Consider the following 25,780-nt stretch of genomic DNA (forward strand, 5'->3'; position numbering starts at 1 on the left):
TTTATCGGTTGACCCATTCGACTAAATCGTTCGGCGATTGGATGACGTGATCTGCAAGCGCCCATTCCTCTTCATTCCCAAATCCGAACCCTGTCAAGACGACCGGGAAGTCATGTGCCCGCGCTGCCTCGACATCCGATTTGCGATCGCCGACCATCATATAGTCCGCCTCACCGTGACGAACACGGTGTGCTGTCAGAATATCTGCCTTCTTCTCGCCACCGACAGACTCCAAACATTCCGGTGCCGTCATATAGGAACGAATCTGTTGCGTATCTAAAATCAAGTTCATGTAGTGAACGCCACAGTTACTCGCCGTCGTCAACGTATGTCCTTGCTCGTGAAGCGTCTCCAACATCTCACGAATTCCGTCAAACAAGACGTTCTGCCCTTCCATCGTCTTCTCGAGCGTCGCGTGGCGCAATCTACGGATGAGACGAATCTCTTCAAGTGTCGCTTCTGGGATGACATGCTCCCAAAACGCATTTCCTGCCAAGCCGTATCCTGAGCGGACCGCCTCTTCGCTCGGTTTCGGAAGGTGAGGAAGCTCTTCGAGCGCCTCATGAATCGCCTTCGTCATCGGTCCGGTCGTATCTACTAATGTGCCATCGATATCAAATAAAATCACTGCCATTGGATTGATCCCCTCTCTTTCACTCTCTCCCTACCGTAGCAGAATCCCCGAAAATGCAAAAGAGAAAACGTGGTGACAAAAAAATGACTGAACGAATCCGTTCAGTCGCATCTATTATCCTCGCCAGAAGCTCATTCCGCCTTTTACCGAATAGACGTCGGTATATCCGGCACTCTTCAGCATCGCTGCCGCACGTTGGCTACGCATCCCGCTCTGACAAATGACATACACAGGACGTTCTTTGTCTTTCGGATACTTCGACTGTGCGTTCCCGAATCCAGAAAGAGGAACATTTTTCGCTTGCTTGATATGTCCACCGCGGTATTCATGTGGCTCACGCACGTCCAATAATTGAATATTTCGTTCTTCCGCGATTCTTCGCTTTAAATCGTCTGTCGAGACCGTTTTGACATTGTTACGACGACTCCACCAAAAATATACGATTCCGATGATGACCGCTACAAAAAGAAAGTCCAACATATTTACGCCTCCATTTGCATTCATTTCTTACACCCATTATACCCCCTAAGGTATTTAAGTCAACGAATGTGAATCCACAAAAAAACCACATGTTCATGACATGTGGTTCAAAAATCGAGCAATGAATCCGATTTCGGTTGTTCGTCTTCCTCCATCGGAATGCCGAGAAAGGCAGCCATCTGTCGATCAAGTGGCGGTTTTGTCTCGTTCGTAGGTGTCGACGTTTGCTGCACACCGACCGCTTTCGCTTCTGACGTCTCATCTAGAAGTAATTCACAAAAGCCCATTAACTTTGCTAAATGACGCTTTTGCACTTCACCGGTCGACGATTCAATCTGTGTCATCACCTGACGCATTTGGGCGATGACTTGTTGTTCTGTAATCATAGTCCGTACACATCCTTTACGCTTCCATTGTGCAGGATTTCATCCTCGATTCGCAAGTATCCTCATCGATTCCTTGACTCGACCCAATTTAAAAAGGCGTCATAGTCGAAACGAACTTGATTTGCATAAAAATCAGCCCATCTCGATAACTGTCGAATAAAGAGGGACGGGGAGTCACCGATTGCCGCCGCGATTCGTTCGCTTGCCGTATAGTCGAGCACATTCGATGTCGCATCGGCTCGAGCATGAATTTTTGCCGTGATTTGCGCCTGAACTTGTAACGTCTCAATGAGCGATGTCTCATCTTTCATGTGTTTCGCTTTTACTTTTCGCTTATAGGGCGAACGCTGCCTGACATAATATTCTTTGTCATCAATCGTCAAATAGCCAAGATATGGGTCCTGACTGTGGACCATTGCCCGTTGTGCGGCAACGACACGAGCCCCTTGATGAGACAACCCGTTTTCAAACAGTAGGTGTGTCGGAAGAAAGAGGGACGGAACAGCGGATTGCGCTTGTTTCATCTCTAAAATGACATCTTCATCGTGCTCCTCATCGGCACCTTCAATCAAAATATAGTAGCGTTCAAGCCCGATGGAAGCCGTGCCGCTTTGTAGCTTGATGGCGATGTCTTTGATGTCATAGTGATCGGCGTGATGGCGATGTTGATCTGACAAGGAAGACAGATAATCACCCCATGCCGCTTCGATTTTTTCCCGTACTTCCGAGGAAACTGGAATCAGGTCGTCACTTGTCGAAAAGTAGCGTTCTTCGTCCCTCACTTCCGTTCGTTCCGACATGAACTCATCTTTCTTCTTCTCCGCTTTTTTAATGACTTTTTTGACCGCTTTACACGTGTTGTCTTTCGTGAACTGAATATGTTCACTCCGTCCAGATGCATGTTGCTCGATGGCATCCGCATAAGTCCGGGCAAATGCCTCGATTGCTGCTTTGCCGTCAAATCCTGATTCGGCTGCGAACAAATCGACGGAAACCGCCATCCGCAATAAATCGAACAAGTAGGAACCGATGTACGCTTCGTCAAAGTCGTTCACATCATAGATGATGGTCCCGGCCCCGTCCTCGAACACACCGAAATTTTCAAAGTGTAGGTCGCCTTGAATGAACGTCGGATGATCGGGACCTGTGTCAAAAGCAATCGGCACTTTCGCAAAGTCGTAGTAGAACAAGTGTGAGCTCCCTCGAAAGAATGAGAATGGGCTCGAACTCATCTTCGTATACTTCTCTTGTCTCGCCTCTTCAGAAAGATGACGAATCGACTGGTCATAAAAATCCAGTACGGTCCCGATTGTCTCGCACCGAATTTGTTGTTTGACGGCTGTGAACATACGGTTCTCTCCCTCACTTGTTGAATAAGTGTTTATATTCCCCGTACCCAGCTTCTTCAAGCTCTTCTACAGGAACGAATCGGAGAGCGGCCGAGTTGATGCAATAGCGTAAACCGCCAAGCTCTTTCGGACCGTCATCAAATACATGCCCGAGGTGACTGTCACCTTGTTTCGAACGAACTTCCGTCCGAACCATATGGTGCGTCGTGTCCATATTCAAATCGACTCGTTTCTCTTCGATCGGACGCGAGAAGCTCGGCCATCCACAGTTCGATTGGAACTTATCGTGAGACGTGAAGAGCGGAGTCCCGTCAATGATGTCGACGTACAAGCCTTCCCGTTCTTCATCCCAATATTCATTTTGGAACGGTGGTTCTGTTCCATTTTCTTGCGTGACTTTATATTGCATCGGCGTCAAGCGTTCACGAAGTGCTTGCTGTTGTTTGCGATCGCTCCATGCCTCTTTGATGAACTTCGCGCGTCCCGAACCGACCCGATACATCTCATAACGGAACGGGTTCTTTTTATAATAATCTTGGTGATAGTCTTCCGCTTCCCAAAATGTTTTTGCCGGACGAATCTCGACTTCGATTGGTCGGTCAAATCGTCCAGAGTCTTCCACTTCCTGTTTCGAACGCTCCGCTGCAGCTCGTTGTTCTTCAGTATGATAGAAGATGGCCGGACGGTAAGATTCACCACGGTCGTTGAACTGACCTCCACCATCTGTCGGATCAATTTGACGCCAATAAATGCGGAGTAATTCCTCATACGAGATAACCTCAGGGTCAAACGTAATCTCGATTGCCTCTAAATGTCCAGTCGTCTCTGAACAGACTTGTTGATATGTCGGGTTGTCGACATGTCCTCCGGTGTATCCGGAAATGACACGTTCGACTCCCTCATATTTATGAAACGGTTTGACCATGCACCAGAAACAGCCTCCCGCAAATGTAGCTTTTGCCATAATAAATCCCTCCTTACTTTGTAGTGTACCCAAAAACGTCGCAAGACAACAAAAAACGAGAACCACAAAATGTGTTCTCGTTTCAGTCTTCTTCGACTTGATTCACATGACGCATCACTAAAAATAAGATGACTCCAACAATCGCAGCCCCTAAAAGCGTCAACACCATGTTATCTCGAGCCGATAAAGTATAAAAGATCGCTAATCCAATCAAGATGAGCGCAATCGGAATAAACGCTCGTTTAAAATGATCCCAGTAACGCACGGACAGTCCTCCTTTTCTCTTATCATACCAAACTTTCGATTTCTCATAGCGAAAGTTCTAAATGATGGGACAAATCACAGCATAGATAAAAGGAATCAACGATGATTTCTTGAATACTCACTTTAGGGATTTTTTCGTCCGCAGGTTATGCCTGTCTGTTTCCAAGAAGATACATTATACTGTAACTAAATATTTCCATACGGGGTAAGGGGGAGCTTCGATGCTCGCAATCATAAATGCGTTTTTCATCAACCTGTGTATCTTGTTCACGCTCTTCACCATTTCCTTTTTACCGTTTCGCAATCGACCTCGTTTAACACCACAATCTCCATTGAAAGCAAGAGTGTTGCTCGGTGTGCAGACAGGACTGATTGCCACGTTGCTGTTAGCCAACGCCTTACATCTAGAAGGCGTGCTGATTGACTTACGCGCGATTCCAATCATGCTTGCGGTCTTATTCGGCGGCTGGGTGAGTGGTACGGTTGCCGGTGTCATTTTTCTAATTGTTCGCGCTCTCGTCGTTTGGTATACAGACGGCGCCATGATTGGGCTTTACTTAGCGTTTGCGACTATGTTCGTTCTCGTTGGATCAATCAGTATCCTCCGAACGCGCCTAGACAATACACGTGCTACCTTACTTGTATTCACTACAATCAGTGTCGTCATCTTCGGGGCGGCCATTTATGCTGCACTCCCTCTCAGTCTCTTCTATCCCGTTTTGATCATCTATACATTGATGTCTTACGGTGGAGCCTGCGCCGCTTATCGACTACTTCTTGAATTACGCCGTCACTTCGAGAACGTTCAACATCAGCAACAACTCGCACGTACCGATGCGCTCACCGGGATTGCCAACCGGCGTCTCTTGAACGAAGCGATGGCCAATTTGACGGTTGAGGCTGAGGAATATGCGTTAATCTTGGTCGATATCGATCATTTTAAGCGCGTGAACGATACGTACGGACACGATGTCGGGGATGACGTCTTACGTGAGCTCGGTATGCTCCTTGTTAACGAGAGCGAAGAACGCCATTTGGTCGGGCGTTTCGGTGGCGAAGAATTTTTAATCGTCATGCCACATGCGACACGTAACGAAGTATCACGGCTTGCCGAATCTATTCGAGAAAAGGTTTCTACTTTTCCGTTTGAAACGAGTGCCGGTACATTACACATTACCGTTTCGCTTGGAGCCTGTCATTCCAACGATATTGAAATCGATAGCGTATTAAAACACGCAGATGAAGCGTTATATCACGCAAAAGAGTCTGGACGAAATCGTTTCATCCTAGCTTCTTAATGTGTCAACATCTTCACACTTGGCGGTGTTTTCTCGCTTTACTTTCTCGAATCGAATCGGTAAACTAGGCTAGACTTTGGTTCGTATTGGTACATCATGATTTATTCAGAAAAGGGGAAACATCGTTCATGTCAGTTTTGTTATCGTTATTTGGAATTATGTTTATCGGCTCATTCGCGCTTGATTATAAACGGGGTAAAACGCTTCAGCAATCAGCACTCGGGGGCGTTCGCTCGATTCAGCAGAACCTTTGGATTTTCTTCCGTACATCGCTATCCATGATGATCGTCATCGGTCCACTCCTGTTGATTTCCGGGTTCTTTTTCTCGGAACTCGTGTCGTTTAACACCGTCCCATCTTTCATCATCGCCGTTCTGAGCATAGGCTTCGCTGAACGCATTGTCGGGATGACCGTCGCACCACTTGTTCGTACGTTTTGGCATCAACGTGGCCGACTGATGCCACTTTATTTAGACGCGGCACTTTATGTATTTCTTTTATCTATACTTGTGTTAGAGTTTTTGATGAACATCCCAGGTATTCATCTTCAGTCACCGTTCATCGCGGTATTTTATGCGTTCGCCCTCTTCTTCACGAGATATTTGTTCAGTTTGATCCGATTCACGGTTCAAAAAGGCGTGGCCTCGAATTAATTCAAGACCCAATCCGTACGTGTTCGCACGTATGGATTTTTTTCATGATTCTCATTGACAATGATAATCGTTATCAATTATACTCTAGTTGTAGCTTCCCAAAAGCTTGGCGTGTACGTTCCCCAAACACATCACGTCACGTGGATTCCCCTCCACGACACTCTTTTGAAAGTGTTGCGACAACCCCCATTTGTTGCACCCTTATTTGCCAAAAACAAGACGAGCAGCCCACCGACGGGGCCGCTCGTCTTTTTTATGATGCGAACACTTCTTGTTCGATTTGTTTCAATTCATAGAACATGCCACGTTTCACCATCAGTTCCTCATATGACCCGACTTCGACGATTTTTCCGGATTCCATGACAATGATTTGATCAAACGCTTCTAGACCGGTCAAACGATGACTGACGAGAATCAACGTCCCTGTCCCGGCTTGTGTCAACAGTTCAGAGAACACATGGGCCTCCGTACCGGCATCGAGTGCCGATGTCGGTTCATCGAGCAACCAAAGTAGCCCATTTTTGAGAAGTGCCCGTGCGATGGCTAACCGTTGCCGTTCCCCACCTGACAAGTTTGCCCCTTTCTCAAGGACTGGTTCGTCTAGCGTGAATGATAAACGAACGCGCTCAAGTACTACGTTCATCTCTTCGTCTGTGAAATCACCCGCTAACGCCAGATTTTCTCGAACGGTTCCGTAAAAGAAATGATTGTCTTGCAAGACAACGCTCGCATGTTGCCAAATGGCTGTCTGTTTGACATCGTTCACGTTGTACTCATCCAACCGAATCGTGCCGTCTTCCGTCCGAACGAAAGCCAAGAGCAGTTGAAGTAACGTCGACTTCCCTGACCCGCTTGGTCCCACGATGACCGACTTCGAACCACTCGGGATGTGTAACGTCACCTCATCAATCACATTTCGATACGTGTCTGGATAGCGATACCGTACTTCTTCAAATGAAATCGATGGCGATGTCGTGAACGTCACGTCATGACGTGTCGCCTCACGCGCTGCAATCACTTCACTCGGCTCCGTCACTTCAAACAGACGATCTGCCGCTTGTTTGCTGTCCGCAAAATGACCAGGGAAGACAGCCATCGGCGTCGTATTCTCAAACGCTGTGAGCGACATCATGATCAGCATTGCCAAGAACAATCCGTTCAAGTCTCCATTTACCACCTGATACGCACCGATGGCCAAGACGCCCCATGAGACGAGTAAGGAAGCCGCGACGACGAGCGCCGAATTGAAGAACTGATTCGTCGTATCTTTCCGCTCCGCCTCCATGTAACGCTCACTGTGCGAATAGACAGCTTGTTTCGTGCGCTCGAGTTGATGATGAAGTTTCAAATCCCGGTACCCGAACAGCATCTCTGTCAAGTGAATCGATACATCTCCACGTAACGCGCGAATCGTCTCGTCATGACGGGCACGAATTCGTGCAAATCCGAGTGGAATCAAGAAGCCCGTGATCAGTACACCAAACAAGATCCAGAGACTGACCGCAAACGAGAAGAAGGTGACGAAGTAAATCGTGCTCAAAAAGACGAGGACGAGAATGATGGGCGGATAAAACACGCGTAGGAAATAGTTTTGAAGACTCTCCACATCCCCGACGACGCGTGCGAGCAAGTCCCCGCTCCGATATTTCGCGAAGATGGACGGAACGAGCGGCTCTAACTGACGATAGAACCGGACACGCAACTCACTCAAAATTGTAAACGTCGCCCGGTGTGAGGCGAGACGTTCACGATAACGACTTCCCGCCCGAATCACACCGAACAGCTTAATCAAGACGACAGGTACCATGAGCGCATACAGAGGCGGGACGAGCCCTGCCCGTGATACGAGATAGCCACTTGCCGCGAAGAGGGCGACCGCTGCAATCCCTGCCGCATATCCAAAGAAGATGGAGAGAAGAATGTCTTTCTTCTCGCGCATCATCCATTTTGTGATGGTCCAAAGCGAATTCATCGGCTCACCCCTTTCTGAAGTGCAAACAGTTCTGCATACTCTGGGACAGCGAGTAACGCTTCGTGCGTCCCTTCTGCGATTCGTTTCCCGTCATCCATGAACCAAATCGTGTCCGCCTCTTTGATCGTATGCAGACGATGCGCAACCGTGATTAACGTCGCACCTTTCGACAGCTCTTCAATCGAGCGTCTGACAATCCGCTCTGTTTTCAAATCAAGGCCGGTCGTCGGTTCATCAAACAATAAAATACCAGGTCGCTTAAAGAAAGCCCTTGCGAGTGCAAGGCGTTGCCGCTCCCCACCAGATAGTCCGAATCCTCCCTCTCCGAGCTCTGTCCAAATCCCGTTCGGTAACTGATTGATCACATCGGATAGACCAGCTGCCTCGGCTGCTTCGAGTAACGCACGCTCGTCAGCCACTTCACCTAAAGCAATGTTTTCGGCGAGTGTCCCGGCGAACAGATACGGATTTTGAGAGATATACGCAATATTTCCATACCAGGCAGATTCCTCATACGTATGCAAGGGTTCACCATCCACGAGGACGCGCCCTGATTTCACTTGCAAAAGTCCTGAGATCACGTTGAGGACAGTCGTCTTCCCGGAACCGCTCGCGCCGACTAACGCAAGGTGGGTGCCAGAAGCAATACGACCACTCAATGGCTGAAGCGAAAAGCGTCCACCAGCGTACTCAAACGATATCTCTTCAAGCTCAAGGTCCGGTGTCCGTGAACGAAGCGACTTCGTCCCCCACTGAATGCGATCATCCGGGGCGTCTAATACGTCAAAGATCCGGTCTGCTGCGCCCATACTGCCACGTCCTGTATGAAAGGCGCTACCTAGATCTTTGATAGCCAAGTAATACTCTGGCGCCAACACGAGAATCAAGAAGCCCGAGAAGAACGTCAGGTTCTCCCAAACGACCATCTGTAGCGCGACTTCTAGCGCCACGACGCCGGTACTGAGCATCGAGATGAATTCTAACATGAGTCCAGATAAGAATGCCGTCTTTAAGACGACCATCGTCGCATCCCGAAAGTCGAGACTGCTCTTCTCAATCGCTTTTGCTTCCTGTTCGGTTCGATTATAGAGTTTGAGTGTCGTCAAACCTTGTAAGACGTCGAGAAACTTCCCGGAAAATTGATTCATCTTCTCCATCTGTTCTTCCGATTTTTTCTGTGTCGCAATCCCGATGATAATAAAGAACAACGGAATGAACGGCGCCGTCACCATCATGATGACACCTGAAATCCAATGTTGGCTGAAGACTACAACCAAAATCAGAAGCGGAATGATCGAGGTTTGGATTACTTGTGGCCAGTATTGACTGAAGTAGGCATCTACCTCGTCAACAGCATCCATGAACACACTCACTTTCTTCCCAGACTGTCCCGTCAAGGACGACTCGACCGGACTCGTGGCATAGCGATCTAGCAATTGCAGGCGTAACGTCTGCTTCGCCTTTTCCGATAAACTCGCTCCGATTCGTCCGGAGACATAGCCGAAAAGAGCTCGCGCCAACAGGGCCACGATGAGCCAAAGTAACGCCGGAACGACAGCTTCAAATGATTCATCTTTTAAAAAGATACGGTCGACAATGTCGACGATTAAATACGCTTGCGCCAAAATCGATAGGCCAATCATGATCGCAGACAACACGAGTCCGATGATGTGACCACGCTCGGCGAACGCAAGGGTTTGCAGTCGTTTCACTGCATTCATCCTTTCTCTATTCACAATCCGATTGCTTTGTGAGATTCATCACTAATTATACAATATGCTACGTTTTGAAGCGAACGCTCCGCTCGTTCGAACATGCAAAAGACGCCCTCTCCTGAGTGGCGTCAATCAAAGTCCTGCTCAAAATATTCAGGATGACCGATGACAAGCTGGTGCGCATCCATTCGAAGCACCTCTTCTTTTCGAAGCTTTGTTAAAATCGTAGAAACCGTCTCTCTGGACGTTCCGGATAGACGAGATAATTCCATCGCTGTGAACGGACAACGGACACGTATCCCTTGTTCATCCGGTTCACCTAAGTCTTCGATTAGGAAGTGGATTGTATTGAGTACGCGTTCTTTTGCGCTCGGGGTGATGATTTCTTGGACACGTCGCTCATGCAAATCCAAAATGCGATTCATCTGTCCGATGATATAGAGCAGCATATTCGACTGTGTGGATACAAAACGCTCGAATCGGTCTGTCGGAATGTAAATGACCTCAATATCCGTCACTGCTTCAGCCGTGTGACGATAGTCTTCCTCCGTGAATAATCCATTGTATGGGAAGAACTGTTTCGGCTTCACATAGTCCGCATACTGATGCGTCGCATGCTCGTTCATCCGTTCGAGTCTGACGTATCCACTCATTAAGAAATACACGCGCTCTCGCGGGTCCCCTTCCATGAACAACAGTTGTCCTTTTCGATACGTTCGACAGTAGACGTGCGGAACGAGTTGTTCGAGCGCCCGACTCGAACAACTCGAAAATAGTGTCAACTGTCGTAAATCATCCACTGTCCACATATGTCGCATCATACATCCCCTCATTTCTAATCGAATCCTCTATCTCAAGTATATAGGGATTTTTTTTGAGAACGCTTTCAAAAACCGACAGTTTTCTGACATGACAAAAGGGGGTCTCCCCCCTTTTTCAGTCCAACATCAGTTCTAATAGCGCATCTTGCAAATCTCGATCGAGTTCTAACGCATGGAGACCAAACAACCAGGCCTCGAGACGCGTCTTCGTCGTCGCCATCTGATACAAACGATCTTTCAAATCGTAGGCGATTTCCGCGCGGTCTAAGAACCGATAGAGACGGTCAAGTCGATGGGCGTTCTGTGTCACATCGACAGGAAGTGTCACTGTCTGCTCTTGTTTCCATTCACCGAGTGGGATGTGAAGCGTCTGCGTCTCCGCATCATAATCCCCTTCTCCGACGACCCCACGAACTAGAATCGTCAACGTCCGATTTGCCGGGACGAGTGTCAGATCACCTGATGTCTCGATGTGAAGCGTCCGCGCTTCCCAGTCGAGCGTGAACGTCGTTTCAAGCGAGGCGCCCGTCTCATAGTCTCGGCTTTCCCCGTCATCTTCATACATCGTGAACGTGTTCGAGGCACCTGGAAAGATGAGTACTTCTAGCTCGCTCGGATTCCCCGTCTCATTCCCATGCGGTCGATGCGGCATCATTGGAATGATGGCACCCGCTTTGGCGAAGACCGGTTGTTCATCGAGTCCACGGAACACACGAATCGACTTGTCGCCTTCATAACGATGTCCCGTGAAGAAATCGAACCATTCTCCCTTTGGTAGCCAGACATTCGTTCCGGCGACATGGAGCTTTCGGTCCATCGGCGTGACGATTGGCGACACAATGAGTTCACTACCAAAATAAAACTGATTCGGTACTTGATAAGCCGCTTCGTCATCGGGATGCTCGATATACATCGGTAGCACGAGTGGTAACGCATCGGCATGGTTACGATAGTTCATCGTATATAAATAAGGAATGAGTTCGTGACGCAGACGTAAGAATCGCTTCATCGACTGTTCGGCTTCGATCCCGAAACGCCAAGGCTCTTTCCCGTTGAAGGTGCTGAACGTCGAGTGGAGGCGCATGATTGGACTAAATACCCCGTATGCGACCCAACGCGCAGCGAGCTCATCGTCTTTTTTCCCAAGCTGATGCCCTCCGATGTCATGACTCCACCACCCGTAACCGATATTTGTCGCTGTCGCTGTAAAATACGGTTGAAAGGCAAGTGATGCCCACGAGATGATCGTGTCTCCTGAGAATCCGACCGGGTAACGGTGGCTCCCTGGTCCTGCGTAACGAGAGAAAATGAGCGGACGCTTGCCGTCACGGGCGATATCGATAGCGTGATAATGATTTAACATCCACAACGGATCGAGTCCTTCCATCTTCGAGGTCGACCCCTGTTGCCAATCGATCCACCAAAAATCAACGCCATCCCCCTCATGTGGATGATGCATTTGTTCAAAGTACGCTTGAATGAATCGTTTGTCTGAAAAATCGAACGGGATTCGATCTCCCGATTCCGGATCCATTCCCATCGCCTCTGCCATCGCTGCATATTGGTCTTCAAACGCACGGACCCCATCCGCCGGATGCAGGTTCAATGTCACCATCATTCCCTCATCCTTTAACCAGTTGAGGAATCGCTTCGGTTCAGGAAACAAGTTTTTATTCCAAGAATAGCCCGTCCAGCCGCTCCCGTACTCTTCCGGGATGTCCGTCACGTGCCAATCCATATCGATGACACTGACCGAGAACGGAACATCTTCCGACTTGAACCGGCGCATCAACGCCTTATACTCTTTCTCGTCATATCGCCAATAGCGGCTCCACCAGTTTCCGAGCGCTTTACGCGGTAGCATCGGTGTCGGACCTGTCAACGTATAAAAATCGCGAAGTGCCCGTTTATAGTCATGACCATATCCAAAGTAATAAATATCATGAATTCCTTTTCGTCTCGGTTCGACGAAGCGATCATCCGTCATCAAAAACGAGGATGAATCATCAATGATCGCATACCCTTGTTTAGAGAGGATTCCTTCTTCTAATTCGGTCGCACCGTCTACATGGTCGAGCGTCCGCGCTGTCCCTTTCAGCGTCCGTTCAGGACCGTTAAATTGATAGCGACTATAATACGTACTAAAGTTCCCTTTCACGTCCACGTAGAGCGTGTTCGGCGCGAACGGACCTTTCGTATAATATAAATGGACATGTTCGGTGATGATTTGGAGTTCTGTCTCATCTTCAATCACTCGAAAATCAGGCACATCAAACTCCCGATTCCATGCCACTTGTGTGGCGCGGTTTTCAAAGGCACCGTCCGCCGCATACTCCATTCGAATCAATTGACTCGTCAGTACGGTGAAGCGATAGCAGCTTCCTTGAACGATTGCCTCTTCTCTTGCTTTTGGTCTCATCCACGACTGGTACACATGATTTTCTTCGAATAGGCGCATACATTCGAGCGTTTCCGCTCTTCGTCACTTCCTTCCTGAAATAAGTGCAAACGTTTACACTGAATAGGATAACAATCTCATTTTTGGCATACAACATTCCTTCCCCTTGAACCCAGGCAGAAAACAAAAAAGTCGCAAACGCTTCACGTCTGCGACACATTTTTATTGTTGAAGCGATGGCGCCAGACGGACACGTGTACCCGCTTCTCCGTCAATGGCTGCTAATGCCTGATCGAGTGACGTGATGATGGCGACACGGTTCGTACCGGATTCGGCGAACTGAAGCGCCGCCCTTACTTTCGGTAACATACTCCCGGGTGCGAACTGACCTTCGGCAATATAAGTCTCCATCTGTTCTTTCGACGTTTCTTGAAGCGCCATCTCGTCCGGTTTCCCGAAATTGACATACACATGTTCGACAGCCGTCAAAATGAGTAATACGTCTGCATGGACGAGGTCCGCCAGTTTTGCGGCCGCGAAATCTTTATCGATCACCGCTTCGATGCCAACATATCCGTCCGCTGTCTCCATGACCGGAATGCCACCCCCACCCGAAGCGACAACGATGTGCCCCGCTTCAACGAGTGTACGAATGACGGCATGTTCAGCGATTCTTATAGGGATTGGACTCGGCACGACCCGACGATATCCCCTTCCTGCGTCTTCTTTAAAAACATAGCCCGTCGTCCGTTCGAGATGAAGCGCTTCGTCTTCCGTGTAAAACGGACCAATCGGTTTGGTCGGATGATGAAACGCACTATCGTTTGGATCGACAATACTCCGGGTGACGAGCGAGGCCACATGCTGTTCAAGACCACGTGCACGAAGCGCTTTGGTCAGTGCATTCTCGAACCAGTATCCAATCATCCCTTGCGTCATCGCACCACAGACATCAAGCGGCATTGCCGGTGTGGCCGAACTGTCTGATGCGGCTTGTTGCAACATCAGGTTCCCCACTTGCGGACCGTTCCCATGTGTGATGATGACCTCGACTCCTTCCGCAATGAGTGCAGCGAGAGATTCCGCCGTCGCCTCGACGGCCTGTATTTGTGCTTCAGCTGTCGCATCTTTCCCTTGTTGAATCGCATTCCCGCCTAAAGCGATGACCACACGTTTTTTCTCCATATCCATACCCCCGATCAGATGACTGAGATATTACCCGATAGTATGCGTACGACTGCGAAGATGGCGAGTGCGGTCAATACACCGGCGACCATCCATTCCGTTTTAGTGAGTGACTTGATGCCATTTTCACGTTGTGCCTTCATGTAGAGAAGTGTCCCTGGTGCATATAAAAGCGTGGTGAGAAGTAAATAATCGATTCCAGCGGCGTAAATGAGCCATAGTCCATAAGCGGACGCGACCAATCCAATCGTCAAATCGCGTGTTTTTCGTTCACCGGCACTATATCCGATTCCGTTCTTCGCTACTTTCACTTGGTAAAAGGCCGAGAACACGTATGGAATCAAAATCGCACTCGAAGCAAGAGAGAAGGCGAAGTTATATGCGGCATCTGAAATCAAGAATGTGAAGAGGAAGAGCTGAATCAACCCGTTCGTCAACCAAAGGGCGTTGACGGGAGCCTGATTTTGATTCTCTTTTGTGAACCATTTTGGGAAGACCCCATCTTTTGCGGCAACGAATGGAATCTCAGCCGCTAAAAGCGTCCAACCGAGCCATGCGCCAAGGACAGAGATGACGAGTCCTCCGTTGATGAGCATCGCCCCCCACGGACCGACGGCCGACTCGAGCAAATATGCCATCGCAGGTTGTGAGGCGTTCGCCACATTTTCCGGTGTCATGAGACCGAGAGACATGATGGAAATGAGCAAATAAATGACGAGTGTACCGAGCAACCCGATCACGGTCGCCTTTCCGACGTCTGAACGTTTCCGAGCACGACCAGAAAGCACGACAGCTCCTTCCACACCGATAAATACCCAAAGTGTCACGAGCATCGTCGAGACGACCTGGTCACGTACACTTCCCCACGAGAAGCCGCCTTGTCCCCAAAAATCGAAAGTGAAGTTTTCGAGATTAAAGAAGAACAAAGTAATCGTGATGAATGCAAAAATCGGTACGAGTTTTGCAATCGTCGTGACGATGTTGATCATCGATGCCTCATGCACCCCACGTAAGATGAGGGTATGCACGAGCCACAGCATAATCGATGCGCCAATGATCGATGCGATGTTCTGTCCCCCTTCAAAAATCGGGAAGAAATAACCGACCGAACTGAATAGCAATGTGGCATACGCCACGTTTCCGAGCCAGGCAGACAACCAATATCCCCAGGCCGAGTTAAATCCGACGAACGACCCAAAACCTGCCCGTGCATAGCTATACACACCACCGTCCAGGTCAGGACGACGCATCGTCAAATTTTGAAAGCTGAGACCGAGCGCGATAATCCCAATCCCAGTAATCACCCAACCGATGAGAATGGCACCTGCGTTCGCACCTTGCGCCAAATCGGCAGCCAAGTTAAAGGCGCCACCGCCAATCATCGATCCGACGACAAGTGCCGTCAACGCTCCGAGACCTAACCGCTTGTCTTGCTTGTCAGGATGTACTCCAGCCGAACCACCTGAGTCATGCTCCAACTTCGTAGACATTCTACTCATCCCTTTCGCTTATTTTGAACCGGGAGGGGAAATCCCCTCCTCGTCAACGATCAAGCCATTCGCGTGTCTCCGTGAGCGTTGCTGCCATTACCGCCTTGATGGTGTGCATCCGGTTTTCCGCCTCATCAAATACGAACGAGTGACGACTGCGGAACACTTCATCGGTCACTTCCATTTCCGTCAATCCGTATTGTTCGTGAATCGCTCGACCGACTTCCGTTTCTAAGTCATGGAAGGCTGGGAGGCAATGCATGAACATAATGTCCGGGTTGCCGCTCTTTTGAAGCATATCCATGTTCACTTGATATGGTCGCAACAGTTCGATCCGTTCTGCGAAGGCCGCCTCTTCGCCCATCGACACCCAAACATCTGTGTAGACGACGTCCGCCTGATCCATCGCTTCTTCAATGCTCTCCGTCAAGGTGATTACAGCACCTGTTTCAGCAGCGACCGACTTCGCGTAGTCCACGATTTCATCAGATGGCCAAAGTGATTTCGGCGCACAGATTCGCATATCCATCCCTACTTTTGCACCACCGATCAACAGCGTATTGCCCATGTTGTTCCGTCCATCACCCACGTACACGAATTTAATTCCGGCTAACTCTCCTTTCTGCTCTTTCACTGTCAAAAAGTCAGCCAAGATTTGGGTTGGGTGATACAAGTCGGTCAAGCCGTTCCAAACCGGTACGCCTGCGTCTTTCGCAAGACCTTCGACCGTCTCGTGGGCGAAGCCACGGAACTGTATGCCGTCAAACATGCGTCCGAGGACGATTGCGGTATCGCGCACCGATTCTTTCTTCCCGAACTGGATGTCATTCTTGCCTAAATATTCGGGATGCATCCCTAAATCGATAGCAGCGACCGTGAACGCACAACGCGTCCGCGTCGATGGTTTTTCAAAGAGCAAGGCAATGTTTTTGCCTTCACAAATCCGATGTGGGACACCTTGTTTTTTCTGACGTTTGAATGCAGCAGACAAATCGATCAAGTAGTTGATTTCTTCACCAGAAAACTCGTTTAGCGATAAAAAATGACGACCTTTCAAATCAAAGTTGAACGTTGTAGACATACTGCTTCCTCCTTATCACATTTAGATGTCTTGACGGATAATCGGACAGCTCATGCAACGTGGACCCCCACGTCCGCGTGATAGTTCACTCGACATGATTTCAATCACTTCGACGCCTTCTTTGCGAAGCAACTCATTCGAGACGTAGTTTCGGTCATACGTGACCACGACACCTGGGGCAATGGCGAGCGTGTTTGATCCATCATTCCATTGTTCGCGAGCCGCTGCGATTGGATCACCACCACCACAAGGAATCAACGTGGCTTCCTGTAACCCAAGGACATCTTTTAATACTTTCAACAAATCGGTATGTTGGGTAATTTGAAGTTCGCCTTCCGCGTTTAATGTGAGCTCGAAAATGTTCATTTTTCCTTCCGGTCCTTGAATGAATGGATGGATGGTGAATTTATCATAATCGACCATCGTGAAGACGGTATCGAGGTGCATGAAGGCGCGTGATTTCGGAATTTCGATGGCGATGACTTTTTTAAAGCTGTCTCCATGTTTGAGTAGGTTGAGGGCGACACGCTCGATGCCTTGTGCGGTCGTTCGTTCTGAGATGCCGATGGCGACGACTTCTTTTGACAAGACGAGTTCGTCTCCCCCTTCCATCGCAAACCGATAGTCGCGGTCCGACCAAATGGGAACATCATGTTTCGCAAAGCGTGGGTGATAGCGCATAATATATTGCGTGAAGAGTGATTCACGGCGACGTGCCGGTTCTTTCATTCGGTTGATGGAGAGTCCGTGACCGATTGCAGCGGCTGGGTCTCGTGTAAAGTAGAGGTTTGGCATTGGATCTAAAAAGAAGGGGTACGTATCTTCAATCATTTCATGTAAATGGCGACGTTTCTCCGGCTTGATTTCCGATTTTCGGATACCGGCCATCACCGTCTCAATCAACATTTCGTTATCAAAATCGAGTAAATACTCTTTTAATGTTTCGTAAGAGCCGTTGATATTTGATTTAGACTCCGATAAGATATCCGCGACAAACTTTTCGCGCACACCGGGGAGTGATAACGTTTCGGCCATTAGTTTTTCGAGGTAAAGGACTTCCACACCACGATTTTGAAGCGCACTCGCAAAATAATCGTGTTCTTTTTGAATGACCGGCAAATGGGGAATATCATCGAACAAGAGGCGCTCTAAATATTCCGGGGTAAGATTCTCTAATTCCCTGCCCGGTCGTTTCAGTAATACTGTTTTTAATTCTCCAATTTCTGAATACACATGAATCGGATGTTTCAGCGTCGTATCTTGTGAAATCGGTTGATTCGTCATTGAGATCATCTCGCTTCCTCCTTGTGATTCGGGTGTGTGACTACCCTTACCTTATCACTTTACCAAATTTGCGAATGTCTAATCCGGCACTTCACCTGTTGTCGATTCCACATAGCTATGTATAAACGTTCACCTTTGTGAATGAACAAACAAGGCTCTAAAAATCGGCGCCATGACAAGGGGAAATGAGATGTATGGATGATGTATAACATCTCCGTAAAAAAAGCGGAAAACTTTTTTTATTCACCGTAAAATAAATTGAAAACGCGAGAGATCAGGATGTGAGGATATGAAAATTGAAGAAACGGAATACAACGAACACGAAGCAGCACTTCGCACATTGATTCAAAAAGGAGACCCGATTGATTTTCAAGATCTATTCCTCTCCCTTCACCCGGGTGAGCAGGCCGATCATTTTATCGAACTGACTCAACATGAGCGGTCGTTCGTGTATCGAACCATCTCCCCTGAGGTATTCACCGATCTATTTGAAAAGTTGACGTTAGAGGAGCAATGTACATTTATCCAAGAAACACCTCAGTCGTATGCCGTCCGAATCTTGAATGAAATGTATTCGGATAACGCGGCCGACCTGATGCGGGAACTACCCGATGCGTTCATGGACACGTTATTTGAGCAGATGGATGATATCGAGGAACAAGAAGTCAAAGACTTGATGCAGTATCCGGAAGAAACGGCCGGATCGCTCATGACGACCGAGTTCGTCGTCCTTCAAGCTGATAAGACGGTCGGGTTGACCCTTGAAGAGTTGCGTGAACTCGGACCAGATGCCGAAACGATTTATTACCTATATGTGGTCGACCAAGCGCATCAACTTGTTGGGGTCGTTTCCTTACGTGATTTGATTGTCGCACCGCTCGAGGCGAAAATTGAAGACATCATGGGGTTCCGCGTCATCTCGGCAAACGTCATGACCGACCAAGAAGACTTGGCTCGGATTGTCCAAAAGTATGATTTATTGGCCCTTCCCGTTATCGATGATCAGCAAAAGCTACTCGGTATCATCACGGTCGATGATGTATTAGACGTCATCGAGCGCGAGACGACGGAAGACTTTGAAGAACTCTCCGCGACGAAGGGGTCGTCCGATATCAACATGAGCCCGCTCGAGGCGGCGAAAAAACGTGCCCCTTGGATTGTCAGCCTCATGTTTCTCGGCATGATTACGGCCTCGACGATTGGTGGTTTCGAAGACACGCTTGAAACGATTGTGCTTCTCGCCGTCTTCATGCCACTTGTCATGGGCTCTGCCGGGAACGCAGCCACGCAATCACTCGTCGTCGCCGTCCGCTCGATTGCACTCGGGACCATCAATCGAAAGAACGTCATGAAGATGATTCGACGCGAACTCGGGACGGGTATTATTTTAGGAATCGCTTGTATGATTGTCATCTTCGGCGTGATCACGCTGCTGTATGACAATATGCTGATCGGTTTCATTGTCGGAGTTTCCATCTTTGCCGCACTCAGTGTCGCCACAATGATTGGCACGATTGTCCCGCTTCTCATCAATCGCCTGAAGTTAGACCCGGCTGTCGCTTCCGGACCGTTCATCACGACATTGATGGACAATCTAGGGCTCATCATCTATTTCACGGTTGCGACGTCCATGCTTCAGTTTCTATGACATTCGAAAGAAAATTCGATTATAAAAAGCGGTGCTGATTTTGTCAGCGCCGCTTTTACTCGTTATGTTGTTGAGATTCCTCTAACAAACGCTTTTCATTTTCATTGAAAGCCTCGATTTCCTCATCCGTCATTACATCGTTTTTTTCTTCCACATAAGGATGGTCTTTCAATAATGTCTCTAGTTTACTCAAGTTCGCACTGAGCCCGCTTTTTTGATAAAGATTGGATTCTCCTACCGAAGTTAGAGTCCCCGTCCGATTCACTTTGAAATGTCCTTGTTGTAGACCGACAATCCGATATGCATTCTCCATCACGGGTCCTTCATATCTTTGTAAATACAGCAAAACGGTCTCGCCTCGTTTGACGAGCGGGTCTTCTTCCATATCATTTTGTAAGAGAGTAATTGTAGCGGTTTGCTGCAGTTCATGACTCACGTCTCGATAGACACGCTCCACTTGAATGTATGATTCAAAGAAAGTGACCGATTGATGTGTAAAAGGTTTTGGAACACTGCTCACTTTGCCAACAATGACAATCGGTGAGCGTGTAGCTAAATCGTCTATATGTCGGAAGCTTTCGGTCACAGCCAAATCACTCGTATTTTCTTCTTTCAGCATTTCACTAAACATGATATAACCTGCTACCACCACAATAGATAGCACTCCAATCATCCACTTCTTCACGAGGTCCCTCCCATCGATCCATTCACCCTCATCGATTTTTTCAAGTACGACCATGATGCAACCGCCCCCAAGTTCATGGTTTCTGCATGATTCGACCAAAACAATAGGACTACCTTCTTATGATTTAGGGTATTTCCTACAAATACATATAAAACATAAGTAAGGAATGAGGGGATTTCATGACATTTCAACAAGTACTGTACATACTCGTGACTGGTGCTTTGTTCATGGCGCTCGTCGCCTACGTCTCATATCGCATGACGCGAGGAAAAGTCGAAAGTGCCGATGATTATTTCTTGGCCGGTCGCGGTCTAACAGGCGTCTTCATCGCGGGATCGCTCCTGTTGACCAACTTGTCAGCGGAACAATTGATTGGTTTAAATGGCCAATCGTTCGCCGGCAACATGTCGGCCATGGCTTGGGAAGTGACGGCCGGGATAGCTGCCATCATCATGGCACTCTTTTTGTTGCCACGTTTTCTTGGCATCGGAATTTCGACCATTCCTGAATTTTTAAGTCAGCGCTTTGACGAAGACGTTCGTCGATTGACCGTCCTGTTGTTTTTACTAGGCTACATGTGCGTCACGATTCCATCTATGCTGTACTCAGGTGGATTAGCCGTCCTACAACTGTTCGACGTGCCGGCCCTTCTCGGCATCAGCTTTGAGCAGTCCCTTTGGCTCGTCGTTTGGTTCATTGGCATCATCGGGGCGATTTATGCCATCTTCGGTGGACTTCGCGCGGTCGCCGTTTCCGACACGCTAAACGGGATTGGTCTCATCATCATCGGCTTCCTCGTTCCGACGCTCGGTTTCCTCGCACTAGGGGACGGGAATCTGTTGGACGGGATGAAGACGATTGCGACGACGAATCCCGAAAAGTTGAACGCAATCGGCTCCACCAATGACTCGGTCCCGTTCCTATCTATTTTTACCGGAATGATTTTTGCGAACTTATTCTATTGGGCACTGAATCAATACGTAATCCAGCGTGCCCTCGGTGCAAAAAATTTAGCAGAAGGTCAAAAAGGCGTTCTCTTTACCGGCTACTTGAAGTTACTCGTCCCAATCTTTATGTTGTTACCTGGCGTCATTGCATTCCATTTGTATGGGTCAAACGTGGAGAAGGCAGACCTCGCTTATCCGAGTCTAATTGCCGAACTGTTACCGATGTGGCTCATGGGCTTTTTCCTCGCCGTCTTGCTCGGTGCCGTATTCAGCTCGTTCAACTCGCTTTTGAATAGTATCGCGACGCTCTTCGTCCTCGATATTTATAAACCGAAGTTCAAGCCGAATGCTTCTGACCAAGAGTTGATCCGTGTCAGTAAATGGTTCGGGACGTTCGTGGCGCTCGTCTCGTTCTTTGTCGCCCCGAATCTCATGTATGCACCAGATGGCTTGTGGGATTTGATCCGTCGCTTCACCGGTTTCTTCAACATCCCGATTCTCGTCATCGTTTTAATCGGGATGCTCGTCAAACGTGTGCCACCGATCGCCGCGAAGACCGTCGTCTTTTTCCACGTCATCGCCTACTATTTCCTCGTGTGGGGAACGAAACAATGGTTCGGCGTCGAAATCGGCATCAACTTTATCCATATTTACGGAATCCTCTTCGTCATCGAAACGGGAATCATGCTCGTATTTGCGCGTGTACGACCGATGCTGCAAACAAATCCGATCCAAATCGAACTCGGACGCGTCAAACCGTGGCGGCATGCCCTTTCGACATCGATTTTGCTCGTCGCTTCGATGATTTTCGTTTACCTTGTCTTCTCACCAATCGGACTCGCTTATGCGAACGGCATCGTTTCCGAATGGTTCGTTCCAGTGACAATGGGACTTGTCGTCGTCACGTCCGTCCTCATGTGGGCATCATACCGCTATGGCATTTCTCGTTATGAACGCTATCTAAACAATTTAGGTGAAGACTCGTCTGACGTAGAAGAAGTAAGCAGCTAAACAAATAGACCTCCTTGAACTTACGCGTCAAGGAGGTCTACTTTTTGTTGTCGCTTTCGTTCATACATGGCATCGTCCGCACGTTGCCAAAGCGCCTCAATCGTTTCCGGATAAGATGCCCATGCCAACCCGATGGCAACGGAAATCCCTTCTTGTTGACAAGTCGCTTCAATTTGACGAACCATTCGTTCACATGCGTCTTTAGGCATCATTTCTAGAAATAAGACGAACTCATCTCCTCCTAAACGATAGACGGATGATTCGATGTCTTGAAGGATTGTACCGACTCGTTTCAATAAACAGTCACCAGCTGAATGCCCTTCTTCGTCATTCACGACTTTTAAATCGTTCACATCGAGCACGACGATTCCGACGTTACACGCATTTTCGGCTTGAGCAATCGTTTCTTCAAACGCCCGACGATTGAAGACACCGGTCAAGCTATCGTGGCGACTTTCATACATGAGACGTTCACGCTCGGTCATGGCTGCTTCGATGTTCCGAATCACACCTTGAACCGCTACGATTTCACCATTCTCATAGATTGGGGTCGTATATTCCTCGAACCATACATAAGCGCCGTCATTCGTGCGCCATCGCTGAAGAATCGCTTCTTCGTAGTTGACGCGTCCCGCCACTTTATCGAGTAATAGTCGCCGATCGTCCGGGTGGATTCTGCGAAAGCACTCTTGTGCATCTGAATAACTTCGCATCACCGTTCCTTCTCCAAGATATAAATCTAAAGAAGGACTGATGTATCGGAAACGCCAGGTCGGTTTCGTTTCAAAAATGTAAATGACATCTTTCGTTTGATTCCCGAAATGCATAAACGAAAGAGACTGTGCATGTGGCTGTGGACGTTTGTATAGCCACAAGGCGATCAAAAATCCAACGAGTATTCCCCAGAAGAATAACGTCATTGAATCCACTTCCTCTCTGTTCGACCATATCGTACCACGTTCGAGGTCAGACACCTGTCTCAATTCCTGTTATTTGGTAAATGTTTTTTTGAAAATTGAGTAAATTTTAGAGAGGTTGTGACGTACATGATATAGTCGACTTAATGAATCACTCAATAGATGGAGGTTTCTCATGTCACAGTTCACACACCCACCGATTGACGAGACATTTTCGGGGGTCTATTTGGTCACGAATCGAAACGAATCAATCCACCAGTCATACGGTTATGCGAATCGCTCAGAACAGATTCAACATGACGTGACAACACGGTTCGGAATCGCTTCCGGCTGCAAGCTGTTTACAGCAATCGCGATTTCTCAGTTAGTCGAGCAAGGGAAACTATCCTTCTCCACCTTGCTCGACTCGTTTCAAACATTCGACTTACCTCATCTGTCACCAAACGTCACCGTGCATCAACTGTTGACGCACACGTCGGGAATCCCTGACTATTTTGATGAGTCCGTCTCTGATGACTTCGAAGCGCTATGGCGTGATATCCCGATGTATCGTTTCCAACAGTTACGTGATTTTCTACCACTGTTTCAACAAAAAACCATGAAGGGCGAACCAGGTTCTCGATTCTCCTACAACAATGCGGGGTATATTTTGTTAGGGTTGATCGTGGAAGAAGTGACCGGACAGTCCTTCACCGACTATGTCGAACAATCGATTTTTCAGCCTGCTGGTATGACCGATTCTGGATATTTCTCACTCGATGCCTTGCCTGCTAAAACAGCGCTCGGTTATATCGACAACTCGGACGGCACGTGGCGTACGAATCAATATGCGATTCCAATTAAAGGTGGGGCAGATGGCGGAGCTTATGTGACCGCTCAAGATATGAGTCGTTTTTGGAAAGCATTGTTTTCACATCAGCTACTGAACGCCGCATCCACCTCCCTCCTTCTCACACCACATGTGACGGTCAATGACCGCGGCGGGAGTTATGGATACGGACTTTGGATTCAACATCACGCATCGGGAGACGTCTATAAATATCATGTGATGGGATATGACCCGGGCGTCAGTTTTCATTCGGGGTACTATCCAGAAAACGAGGTCATCTCGGTCATTTGTTCAAATCAATCAGATGGGGCGTTTGATGTCATGAAACAAATTGAAACACAGATTGGAGAACCACTTGTATGAACATTCGTGCCTATAAAGAATCAGACTTTGACTCGATTCAACAACTCAATCACGATGAAGGTTGGAGCCAATTGGTGGAACGGGATGCCTTGACACGTGAGGCATGGCGTCAATCCAACGTCACCTATGTGATGGAGTCTGAAGATGATGAGATTGTCGCTTACTTAAGGGGATTGACCGATACGACAGTCAGTTTGTATGTCTGTGAACTGTTGGTCGCTCCCGCCTATCAAAAACGTGGGCTCGGTGAACAGCTACTTCAACATATTCATGAACGATACCCAACAACGCGAATCGAACTGTTAGCGAGTCAAACTTCGCACACATATTACGAAAAACTACGATTCCGTCCGTTTTATGGGTTTCGGAAAACGATTCACGAATAGGAGGAATATAGATGAAACTCGCTCTCATTACCGGCGCTTCACGTGGTCTTGGCCGCGCCATCGCACAGGAACTCCAAACTCGGAACTGCGAAGTGGTCGGTCTCTCTCGATCACAGGCAGAAGACGTTACGTATCAACAGCTATCAGTCGACCTGTCTAACGTATCCGGAATCAATGCGGTCATCCGGGAGATTGCACCGTTTTTAGAGAAAGCTGAATCCATACTACTCGTCCAAAACGCAGCATGGATTGAACCGATTCATCGTGTCGGACAATTAGATGGCGAGAAAGTGACCGCTCATGTCCACGCTAACTTGCTTGCGCCGATGCTACTGGCGAATGCGGTCCTCGCTTTCGATAAGCCGACTGAGTTGATTCATGTGACCTCTGGTGCTGCTAAGCGTCCAATCTCAGGTTGGAGCGCATATTGTGGCACGAAAGCAGGACTCGATCATTTCACAGAGACGCTTGCACTAGAGCTAGAAGGAACCTCACATCGTGCGGCTCTATTCAATCCAGGCGTGATGGATACGTCGATGCAGGCAGAGATTCGTTCTTCTTCGGAAGAGGCGTTTGCTGACCTTGAACAATTCCGTTCATACGAGACAGAAGGACGACTACGCTCTCCTGAGACGGTTGCTCGTGTATTTGCTGAACAGTTGATCGACCGTCCGTTGGAAAATGGCAAGACGTATTCGATTTATGACTTAATCAAATAATTTACCAGGTCAAAAAAAGAATCACCCTTCCCTCGTTAAACCGTCTACACTACATGCATAGATACGTGAAAGGGTGAATCCTATGAAAACAATCGCTGGAGGATTACTGTTATTTGGACTGTTCAGCCTCACCATGTCGTTCACAATGATTGGAGATACCGCCGTCGTCGGGGCGATGGTGAGCGGAGTCTCGATTTTATGTAGCGTCGGGTTGTTATTTGGAGCAACCGAACTAAACAAAGTCCGTCACGACTTGCTCCACGATAAAAAAACGTCTTTCCCATCTGAATGAGGGAAAGAC

At 48.3% G+C, this 25,780-nt stretch carries 24 protein-coding genes; 8 read left to right on the forward strand and 16 right to left on the reverse strand.

What is annotated here, in order from left to right; translation table 11 throughout:
- Position 1: 1 nt before the first annotated feature.
- The 6 genes from KNO90_RS06025 to KNO90_RS06050 form a co-directional block, all read right to left on the reverse strand.
- Entirely contained in the window at positions 2–634 is a 633-nt protein-coding gene (locus tag KNO90_RS06025) for an HAD family hydrolase (RefSeq protein WP_214742216.1), read from the reverse strand.
- 114 nt (positions 635–748) lie between these two features.
- Positions 749–1,114 carry a rhodanese-like domain-containing protein gene (locus KNO90_RS06030; RefSeq protein WP_214742217.1) on the reverse strand — a complete coding sequence of 122 codons (366 nt, stop codon included), beginning with the start codon at positions 1,112–1,114 and terminating at the stop codon, positions 749–751.
- A 107-nt stretch (positions 1,115–1,221) separates the two neighbouring features.
- Complete coding sequence (locus KNO90_RS06035; protein WP_215113220.1) at positions 1,222–1,500, reverse strand: DUF5327 family protein; 279 nt, start codon at positions 1,498–1,500, stop codon at positions 1,222–1,224.
- Between the two features lie 62 nt (positions 1,501–1,562).
- Positions 1,563–2,849, reverse strand: coding sequence for a DUF2252 domain-containing protein (locus tag KNO90_RS06040; protein ID WP_215113221.1), 1,287 nt, complete (start codon positions 2,847–2,849; stop codon positions 1,563–1,565).
- Between the two features lie 13 nt (positions 2,850–2,862).
- Positions 2,863–3,813 carry a peptide-methionine (S)-S-oxide reductase MsrA gene (msrA, locus tag KNO90_RS06045; protein WP_214742220.1) on the reverse strand — a complete coding sequence of 317 codons (951 nt, stop codon included), beginning with the start codon at positions 3,811–3,813 and terminating at the stop codon, positions 2,863–2,865.
- 82 nt (positions 3,814–3,895) lie between these two features.
- On the reverse strand, positions 3,896–4,078 hold the full coding sequence (locus KNO90_RS06050) for a hypothetical protein (RefSeq protein ID WP_031422036.1): 183 nt from the start codon (positions 4,076–4,078) through the stop codon (positions 3,896–3,898).
- Between the two features lie 220 nt (positions 4,079–4,298).
- Between KNO90_RS06050 and KNO90_RS06055 the strand changes: the two genes are divergently transcribed.
- Entirely contained in the window at positions 4,299–5,375 is a 1,077-nt protein-coding gene (locus tag KNO90_RS06055; RefSeq protein WP_215113222.1) for a diguanylate cyclase, read from the forward strand.
- Between the two features lie 128 nt (positions 5,376–5,503).
- Complete coding sequence (locus KNO90_RS06060) at positions 5,504–6,028, forward strand: hypothetical protein (protein WP_214742222.1); 525 nt, start codon at positions 5,504–5,506, stop codon at positions 6,026–6,028.
- 253 nt (positions 6,029–6,281) lie between these two features.
- Here the strand turns inward: KNO90_RS06060 and cydC are convergent, their stop codons facing one another.
- The 8 genes from cydC to arcA all read right to left on the reverse strand — a co-directional run bounded on the left by cydC (position 6,282) and on the right by arcA (position 17,941).
- Positions 6,282–8,000: a thiol reductant ABC exporter subunit CydC gene (cydC, locus tag KNO90_RS06065; protein ID WP_215113223.1), complete on the reverse strand. Its 1,719-nt coding sequence runs from the start codon at positions 7,998–8,000 to the stop codon at positions 6,282–6,284.
- A complete protein-coding gene (gene cydD, locus KNO90_RS06070) occupies positions 7,997–9,721 on the reverse strand; it encodes a thiol reductant ABC exporter subunit CydD (RefSeq protein ID WP_215113224.1) in 1,725 nt (574 codons plus the stop codon). The genes cydC and cydD overlap by 4 nt, the downstream gene beginning before the upstream one ends.
- Before the next feature lie 122 nt (positions 9,722–9,843).
- Entirely contained in the window at positions 9,844–10,533 is a 690-nt protein-coding gene (locus KNO90_RS06075; protein WP_215113225.1) for a Crp/Fnr family transcriptional regulator, read from the reverse strand.
- A gap of 118 nt (positions 10,534–10,651) precedes the next feature.
- Positions 10,652–12,955, reverse strand: coding sequence for a glycoside hydrolase family 31 protein (locus KNO90_RS06080; protein WP_251127333.1), 2,304 nt, complete (start codon positions 12,953–12,955; stop codon positions 10,652–10,654).
- A 201-nt stretch (positions 12,956–13,156) separates the two neighbouring features.
- Positions 13,157–14,119 (reverse strand): carbamate kinase, encoded by a 963-nt coding sequence (arcC, locus tag KNO90_RS06085; protein ID WP_215113227.1) that lies wholly within the window; start codon positions 14,117–14,119, stop codon positions 13,157–13,159.
- 14 nt (positions 14,120–14,133) lie between these two features.
- On the reverse strand, positions 14,134–15,609 hold the full coding sequence (gene arcD / locus KNO90_RS06090) for an arginine-ornithine antiporter (protein ID WP_214742228.1): 1,476 nt from the start codon (positions 15,607–15,609) through the stop codon (positions 14,134–14,136).
- 52 nt (positions 15,610–15,661) lie between these two features.
- Positions 15,662–16,690, reverse strand: a complete 1,029-nt coding sequence (gene argF / locus KNO90_RS06095; RefSeq protein WP_214742229.1) for an ornithine carbamoyltransferase — start codon at positions 16,688–16,690, stop codon at positions 15,662–15,664.
- Positions 16,691–16,711: 21 nt separating this feature from the next.
- A complete protein-coding gene (arcA, locus tag KNO90_RS06100; RefSeq protein WP_214742420.1) occupies positions 16,712–17,941 on the reverse strand; it encodes an arginine deiminase in 1,230 nt (409 codons plus the stop codon).
- A gap of 322 nt (positions 17,942–18,263) precedes the next feature.
- On the opposite strand from arcA, the gene mgtE reads away from it, so the two are divergent.
- Complete coding sequence (gene mgtE / locus KNO90_RS06105) at positions 18,264–19,622, forward strand: magnesium transporter (RefSeq protein WP_215113228.1); 1,359 nt, start codon at positions 18,264–18,266, stop codon at positions 19,620–19,622.
- 55 nt (positions 19,623–19,677) lie between these two features.
- On the opposite strand, the gene KNO90_RS06110 is transcribed toward mgtE, so the two are convergent.
- Positions 19,678–20,361 (reverse strand): hypothetical protein, encoded by a 684-nt coding sequence (locus tag KNO90_RS06110; RefSeq protein ID WP_215113229.1) that lies wholly within the window; start codon positions 20,359–20,361, stop codon positions 19,678–19,680.
- A gap of 125 nt (positions 20,362–20,486) precedes the next feature.
- Here KNO90_RS06110 and KNO90_RS06115 point away from each other — a divergent pair, with 125 nt between their 5' ends.
- Positions 20,487–22,265 carry a solute:sodium symporter family transporter gene (locus KNO90_RS06115; RefSeq protein ID WP_215113230.1) on the forward strand — a complete coding sequence of 593 codons (1,779 nt, stop codon included), beginning with the start codon at positions 20,487–20,489 and terminating at the stop codon, positions 22,263–22,265.
- Positions 22,266–22,285: 20 nt separating this feature from the next.
- On the opposite strand, the gene KNO90_RS06120 is transcribed toward KNO90_RS06115, so the two are convergent.
- Positions 22,286–23,185, reverse strand: a complete 900-nt coding sequence (locus tag KNO90_RS06120) for a GGDEF domain-containing protein (protein WP_215113231.1) — start codon at positions 23,183–23,185, stop codon at positions 22,286–22,288.
- Positions 23,186–23,357: 172 nt separating this feature from the next.
- On the opposite strand from KNO90_RS06120, the gene KNO90_RS06125 reads away from it, so the two are divergent.
- From KNO90_RS06125 to KNO90_RS06140, 4 genes are all read left to right on the forward strand, one after another.
- Positions 23,358–24,374, forward strand: a complete 1,017-nt coding sequence (locus KNO90_RS06125; protein WP_215113232.1) for a serine hydrolase domain-containing protein — start codon at positions 23,358–23,360, stop codon at positions 24,372–24,374.
- On the forward strand, positions 24,371–24,760 hold the full coding sequence (locus tag KNO90_RS06130) for a GNAT family N-acetyltransferase (RefSeq protein ID WP_214742234.1): 390 nt from the start codon (positions 24,371–24,373) through the stop codon (positions 24,758–24,760). The genes KNO90_RS06125 and KNO90_RS06130 overlap by 4 nt, the downstream gene beginning before the upstream one ends.
- An 11-nt stretch (positions 24,761–24,771) precedes the next feature.
- Positions 24,772–25,479 carry an SDR family NAD(P)-dependent oxidoreductase gene (locus KNO90_RS06135; RefSeq protein WP_214742235.1) on the forward strand — a complete coding sequence of 236 codons (708 nt, stop codon included), beginning with the start codon at positions 24,772–24,774 and terminating at the stop codon, positions 25,477–25,479.
- A gap of 82 nt (positions 25,480–25,561) precedes the next feature.
- Complete coding sequence (locus KNO90_RS06140; RefSeq protein ID WP_214742236.1) at positions 25,562–25,771, forward strand: hypothetical protein; 210 nt, start codon at positions 25,562–25,564, stop codon at positions 25,769–25,771.
- Positions 25,772–25,780: the final 9 nt, after the last annotated feature.

The organism is Exiguobacterium sp. s63 (assembly GCF_018617335.1).
GTDB lineage: Bacteria > Bacillota > Bacilli > Exiguobacteriales > Exiguobacteriaceae > Exiguobacterium.

Excerpts from the sequence above, each read along its gene's own strand:
- KNO90_RS06115 (WP_215113230.1), top strand. The coding sequence starts at position 20,487 with ATGACATTTCAACAAGTACTGTACATACTCGTGACTGGTGCTTTGTTC.
- KNO90_RS06135 (WP_214742235.1), top strand. The coding sequence starts at position 24,772 with ATGAAACTCGCTCTCATTACCGGCGCTTCACGTGGTCTTGGCCGCGCC.
- KNO90_RS06055 (WP_215113222.1), top strand. The coding sequence starts at position 4,299 with ATGCTCGCAATCATAAATGCGTTTTTCATCAACCTGTGTATCTTGTTC.
- arcC (WP_215113227.1), bottom strand. The coding sequence starts at position 14,119 with ATGGAGAAAAAACGTGTGGTCATCGCTTTAGGCGGGAATGCGATTCAA.
- KNO90_RS06040 (WP_215113221.1), bottom strand. The coding sequence starts at position 2,849 with ATGTTCACAGCCGTCAAACAACAAATTCGGTGCGAGACAATCGGGACC.
- KNO90_RS06110 (WP_215113229.1), bottom strand. The coding sequence starts at position 20,361 with ATGGTCGTACTTGAAAAAATCGATGAGGGTGAATGGATCGATGGGAGG.
- KNO90_RS06060 (WP_214742222.1), top strand. The coding sequence starts at position 5,504 with ATGTCAGTTTTGTTATCGTTATTTGGAATTATGTTTATCGGCTCATTC.
- msrA (WP_214742220.1), bottom strand. The coding sequence starts at position 3,813 with ATGGCAAAAGCTACATTTGCGGGAGGCTGTTTCTGGTGCATGGTCAAA.
- KNO90_RS06125 (WP_215113232.1), top strand. The coding sequence starts at position 23,358 with ATGTCACAGTTCACACACCCACCGATTGACGAGACATTTTCGGGGGTC.
- KNO90_RS06030 (WP_214742217.1), bottom strand. The coding sequence starts at position 1,114 with ATGTTGGACTTTCTTTTTGTAGCGGTCATCATCGGAATCGTATATTTT.
- mgtE (WP_215113228.1), top strand. The coding sequence starts at position 18,264 with ATGAAAATTGAAGAAACGGAATACAACGAACACGAAGCAGCACTTCGC.
- KNO90_RS06080 (WP_251127333.1), bottom strand. The coding sequence starts at position 12,955 with ATGAGACCAAAAGCAAGAGAAGAGGCAATCGTTCAAGGAAGCTGCTAT.
- KNO90_RS06035 (WP_215113220.1), bottom strand. The coding sequence starts at position 1,500 with ATGATTACAGAACAACAAGTCATCGCCCAAATGCGTCAGGTGATGACA.
- KNO90_RS06075 (WP_215113225.1), bottom strand. The coding sequence starts at position 10,533 with ATGCGACATATGTGGACAGTGGATGATTTACGACAGTTGACACTATTT.
- KNO90_RS06140 (WP_214742236.1), top strand. The coding sequence starts at position 25,562 with ATGAAAACAATCGCTGGAGGATTACTGTTATTTGGACTGTTCAGCCTC.
- KNO90_RS06120 (WP_215113231.1), bottom strand. The coding sequence starts at position 23,185 with ATGACGTTATTCTTCTGGGGAATACTCGTTGGATTTTTGATCGCCTTG.
- KNO90_RS06025 (WP_214742216.1), bottom strand. The coding sequence starts at position 634 with ATGGCAGTGATTTTATTTGATATCGATGGCACATTAGTAGATACGACC.
- argF (WP_214742229.1), bottom strand. The coding sequence starts at position 16,690 with ATGTCTACAACGTTCAACTTTGATTTGAAAGGTCGTCATTTTTTATCG.
- KNO90_RS06130 (WP_214742234.1), top strand. The coding sequence starts at position 24,371 with ATGAACATTCGTGCCTATAAAGAATCAGACTTTGACTCGATTCAACAA.
- cydC (WP_215113223.1), bottom strand. The coding sequence starts at position 8,000 with ATGAATTCGCTTTGGACCATCACAAAATGGATGATGCGCGAGAAGAAA.
- arcD (WP_214742228.1), bottom strand. The coding sequence starts at position 15,609 with ATGTCTACGAAGTTGGAGCATGACTCAGGTGGTTCGGCTGGAGTACAT.
- cydD (WP_215113224.1), bottom strand. The coding sequence starts at position 9,721 with ATGAATGCAGTGAAACGACTGCAAACCCTTGCGTTCGCCGAGCGTGGT.